This is a genomic window from Lactobacillus nasalidis, from assembly GCF_016587775.1.
Lineage (GTDB): Bacteria > Bacillota > Bacilli > Lactobacillales > Lactobacillaceae > Lactobacillus > Lactobacillus nasalidis.
In genome coordinates this window covers 1-4138 of the sequence record NZ_BOCG01000312.1, presented here as the reverse complement: position 1 = coordinate 4138, position 4138 = coordinate 1, and the positions used below count along the sequence as shown (strand labels likewise).

Genomic DNA, 4138 nt, shown 5'->3' with positions numbered 1-4138 from the left:
GCCGGCATCTACGTGGCCATCATCTTCCTTTGGACTCTGACTTTCCAGTTTCTGGACCTGGCGATTCTCAAAGCCAATCCAGCTGCTGAAGCCGATGAGGTAATGACTACGGCCGGCAGAAGCATCGTCTTTGGCGGTTTCCTGCTGGCTTTTCTGGCCATCGCCGTCAAGCCGCTCTTGGCGGTAGCGGTTTTGATCCTGTCAAACCTGGTCATGGCCGGCTACATCATGAGCCGGGAGAAAAAGCGCTATTAAATAAATAGTCCCCGCTGACTTACATGTCTGAAGTAAGTTCAGCGGGGACTTTTTTAATCCAGATTCCAGGCGTGGATGAGCACGTTCAAGACGGCGATGGCGATGATGAGCAGCAGGAGGAAGACCAGGTAGACTTTGGAACTGGTCTTGGTTTGTGACCAGAACTGCTTGAAGCTGACCGGGTTTTCGCTGAGGAAGAAGTCACCGAAGATGACCGTGACCCCCATCAAAAGGTCCAGGACAACCGTCGTCGCCGTCAGCAGCAGGGTCGGCTCATAGTCAGCCGAGAAAAAGCTGGCGATCGAGATGATCATGTAGATGGCGTTGGGAACCAGCTCAAAGGCGTTGACCCAGGACAGAAAGCGGCGGCGCTTGTCCAGCAGCTGGCTGGCAGCAGCGCCATCGGCAAGAATCTGCCTGCGGGTAGCGACCAGCATGACCAGGCTGGCTATTGCCAAAAGCAGGGCGATGACGGAAATTGCGGTAAATAATATGAACATCTTTCTCTCCTAAAAATTATTGCTTGTTCTATTGTACACCAAGCTAAGGAGCAGGGAAGAAATTGATCGCCGCGGCCGTAAAGGTCAAAAAGAAGAGGGCGAGCAGCAGGAGACGCTTGCTTTGGCTGAGGCTCTTCCGGTAACCCCGCAAATTTTTGAAACTGATGTCCGTAAAGAAGTCATCGCAAAAAATGATGAATTCCAGCAGCAGGTTGCCCGCGAACAGGAAAAAGACGGCCAGAAAGCCGACCTTAAAAGCCGCGGCCCAGTAGTTCCAGAGATAAAGCACGTTAATTAAAAGCTGAGCCAGGAGACTGAAAAGCGTGAGCTTGGAATAGTTCGCGTAGGGGGACGCGCCCTTGCCGTTTTTAGCAGCCAGTCTTCTCTTAGCCCGCGCCAGCATGGTCAAGTCGGCCAGCAGCAAAGCCAGGCTGGTCCCAACTAAAACTAAAAACATACCAGTCATGTGTTCCTCCATAAAGACCTATAATACATTAATTGGCATTATAGCATCGGCTGATGAAGAAAATACGAACCGGAACAGGCAGTATTTGAAGAAAAAGCAAATAATTTTAGAAAAGCCGGCAAACTGTTCCTATGGTAAGATTATTCTAAAAAAGATCCCGGCCAAATTGCCAGGATCAAGGAGGGAAAATGGAACTGACTACTGAAAGACTCTGCCTCAAGCCTTGGCAAGAGGCTGACGCAGCCCGCCTGTACGACTTGGCCAAGGATCCGGCCGTTGGCCCTGCTGCCGGCTGGCCGGCCCACAAGTCGGCTGAAGAAAGCCTGCAGGTAATCCGCGAAAGCCTAAAAGACGCGGAAACCTACGCTGTTTGGCGCAAGGCTGACAAGCTGCTGATTGGCTGCGCCGGCTTGAAGTTTGGCGAAGATGCCTGCTCGGAAAAAGGCAGCGAGCCGGAACTTGGCTACTGGATCGGCCGGGAATACTGGGGGCAGGGCTATGCGCCAGAAGCTGCTGCCTGCCTCATTGACCATGCATTCGCTGACCTGGGCAGCCAAGCCGTTTGGTGCTGCTATTACGAAGGCAATGACAAGTCAAAGCGGGTCCAGGAGAAACTGGGCTTTTCGTACGTGAGAACCGACCCTAAGGGCGACACTCTGCTGGGCTACACCTTGCCGGAAGTCGAGAACGTCCTGCGCCGGGAAGACTGGGAAAAAAAGCAGGCGTGAGCTAGTTAGCGGCCAGTCTTTTGCTGAGGTATCTGATGAGCTCTTGCAGCTTGCGGCGGTTGGCTTTTAAGTAGGTCGCGTAGAGTTCGATTTGGGCGCTGTCATCGGTGATGGGCAGCGCCTTTCTTTTGCCGCCGTCATTTTTTGAGAAAAGGTCATTGACCCGGCTGGAAAAAATCGGGAAGTTGGAGTAGCGGATCAATTCGTTCAGTCCCTCCTGGGTGTCTTGGTAGATCAGCATGGCCTTGGGGGCATTGGATTCGATGATTCCGGTCCAGACGCCCAGCTGCTTTCGCAAGACAAATTCCTGCCCGGCCAGGTCGCTGAAGCTGACGCTGCTTTTCTCATAGAGCTGGTTGTACTTGGTGACTTTGATCTCCAGCCGGTCCCGGCCCAAAAAGACTGATTCCAATTCCGGGCTGCTGTATTCAGCAGTGGTGACGGCCATGGCCGCCTCGCGCGTCAGCAGTAGCTTTTGCGCCTGTTCTTCGCTGACGGGAAGTGGGGAGAGGGCGATTTCTTCAGGATAGTCTTCCAGCAGCCGGCTGATCCCCCAGGCAGTTTCCGTCACCCGCAGCTCGTCGTGTGCCCGGTAAAAGCCTAGGACTTCATCTTGGTAAAGCTTGAGCTGCTTGAGCAGCTGCTCGGCTTTTTGAGCGGCAAAAACCCCGGTCTGGTTCAAGCTGATCTTCTTGGGCTCCCGGCTGAAGAGCTCGATTCCCAGGGAGCTTTCCAGTTTTTTCAGTCCCCGGGAAATGGTCGGGGCGGTTACGTTCATCTCTTTACTGGCGGCTTCGACCGTGCCAGTGTGATAAAAGGCAACCAGGTATTCCAGCAGGTATATTTCCATCAATCTCAGTCCTTTATTGCGTCAGACGCAAACTCACTTGTCAATTAAGAAATTTTCAAAGCTGTTTTTACCTCTTATAGTTAGAAGCATCAAAATTATTCTTGTGGAGGTAAAGCTTTGGACATTTCTAATTCTACCAAAAAAGAACAGAGCACTTTCGGGATTATTCTCTGGATCGTTTTGATCAGCTACTTCTTGATCCTGCTCAACAATTCGCTGGTCTTTGCCAGCACGGTGCAGATCCGCCGGGAACTGGGCATGAATGGCGTCATGCTGTCCTGGGTTAGCAACGCTTATGCCCTGACTTTTGGCGGCTTTCTGTCACTCGGTGCCCGCCTTGGCGACATTTTCGGCCGCCGGCTGGCCCTGCTCAGCGGCCTGGCCATCTTCGGGCTTGCATCCCTCTTGGTTGCTCTTTCTCCTTCGGCCGGCATCCTGATTGCCATGCGGGCCTTGCAAGGGATTGGCGGGGCGCTTTTGGCCCCGTCTACTCTGGCCCTGTTGATGGATACTTATGAAGGCCAGCAGCGGACCAGGGCAATTACTTATTACGGGGCTACAGCCGGGATCGGCTCCAGCCTGGGCTTGATCATCGGCGGCATCATCTCCAGTTACTCCAGCTGGCGGCTGGGCTTTTTGCTTGATGCTGACGTAGCGCTGGTTTTGTACGCCATGTCCGTCAAAAATGTGGCGGCAGGCAAGGGGCAAAAGGATCAAGCAATCGACTGGTGGGGGACGGTCACCTCAGTGATCGGCTTCAGCGGTCTGGTTTACAGCATCAACGCCACCGCTTACCGGGCAGGCGCGATCATCGTCACCATCGTTTCTCTGGCCGCTTTCATCATGATTGAAAGCAAGACGGCTAATCCTTTGATGCCACTGGAAATTTTTAAGGACAACCAGCGCTCAAGCGCCCTTGTGGCCCGCTTCTTCATGCTGGGGGCAAGCATGGCCTACTTCTTTATGATGCCGCAGGCTCTGCAAAACGTTTTTGGCATGTCAGCCCTGCAAGCCGCAATCGCCTTTTTGCCGCTAACGGTGGTGCAGTTCATTATTTCGCTTTTTGTCGCCCGGCTGACTTTCCGCTTCTCCAATACCGCGGTGCTGATTGCCGGAGCTGTCATTGACGCGGCTGGCCTGGCAATGGGCGCCGTGATCGGCATTGAAGAAGGCTATCTGCTCGGCGTGGCTTTGCCGATGGTCTTCATTGGCTTGGGCCAAGGCTTGATCATGAGCCCGCTGACGGTAGCCGGGGTCGCCGGAACCAGAGGCGACATTGCTGGGGCCGCATCTGGCGCCGTCAACACCTTCCACCAAATCGGCGGTGCGGTTGGCCTGG

6 protein-coding genes are annotated in these 4138 nt (G+C 53.9%); 3 read left to right on the top strand and 3 right to left on the bottom strand.

What is annotated here, in order from left to right; translation table 11 throughout:
- Positions 1 to 255, top strand: a 255-nt coding sequence (locus tag lacNas_RS05795) for a hypothetical protein (RefSeq protein ID WP_201346683.1), incomplete at its 5' end; no start/stop codon positions are given.
- Between the two features lie 53 nt (positions 256 to 308).
- Here the strand turns inward: lacNas_RS05795 and lacNas_RS05790 are convergent.
- On the bottom strand, positions 309 to 755 hold the full coding sequence (locus lacNas_RS05790; RefSeq protein ID WP_201331049.1) for a DUF1751 domain-containing protein: 447 nt from the start codon (positions 753 to 755) through the stop codon (positions 309 to 311).
- 43 nt (positions 756 to 798) lie between these two features.
- On the bottom strand, positions 799 to 1212 hold the full coding sequence (locus lacNas_RS05785) for an ABC transporter ATP-binding protein (protein WP_244660685.1): 414 nt from the start codon (positions 1210 to 1212) through the stop codon (positions 799 to 801).
- A 197-nt stretch (positions 1213 to 1409) separates the two neighbouring features.
- Between lacNas_RS05785 and lacNas_RS05780 the strand changes: the two genes are divergently transcribed.
- Positions 1410 to 1949, top strand: a complete 540-nt coding sequence (locus lacNas_RS05780; protein ID WP_201331051.1) for a GNAT family N-acetyltransferase — start codon at positions 1410 to 1412, stop codon at positions 1947 to 1949.
- A gap of 1 nt (position 1950) precedes the next feature.
- Here the strand turns inward: lacNas_RS05780 and lacNas_RS05775 are convergent, their stop codons facing one another.
- A complete protein-coding gene (locus tag lacNas_RS05775) occupies positions 1951 to 2799 on the bottom strand; it encodes a LysR family transcriptional regulator (RefSeq protein ID WP_201331052.1) in 849 nt (282 codons plus the stop codon).
- Between the two features lie 117 nt (positions 2800 to 2916).
- On the opposite strand from lacNas_RS05775, the gene lacNas_RS05770 reads away from it, so the two are divergent.
- A partial coding sequence (locus tag lacNas_RS05770; RefSeq protein WP_201346682.1) for an MFS transporter occupies positions 2917 to 4138 on the top strand: 1222 nt, incomplete at its 3' end.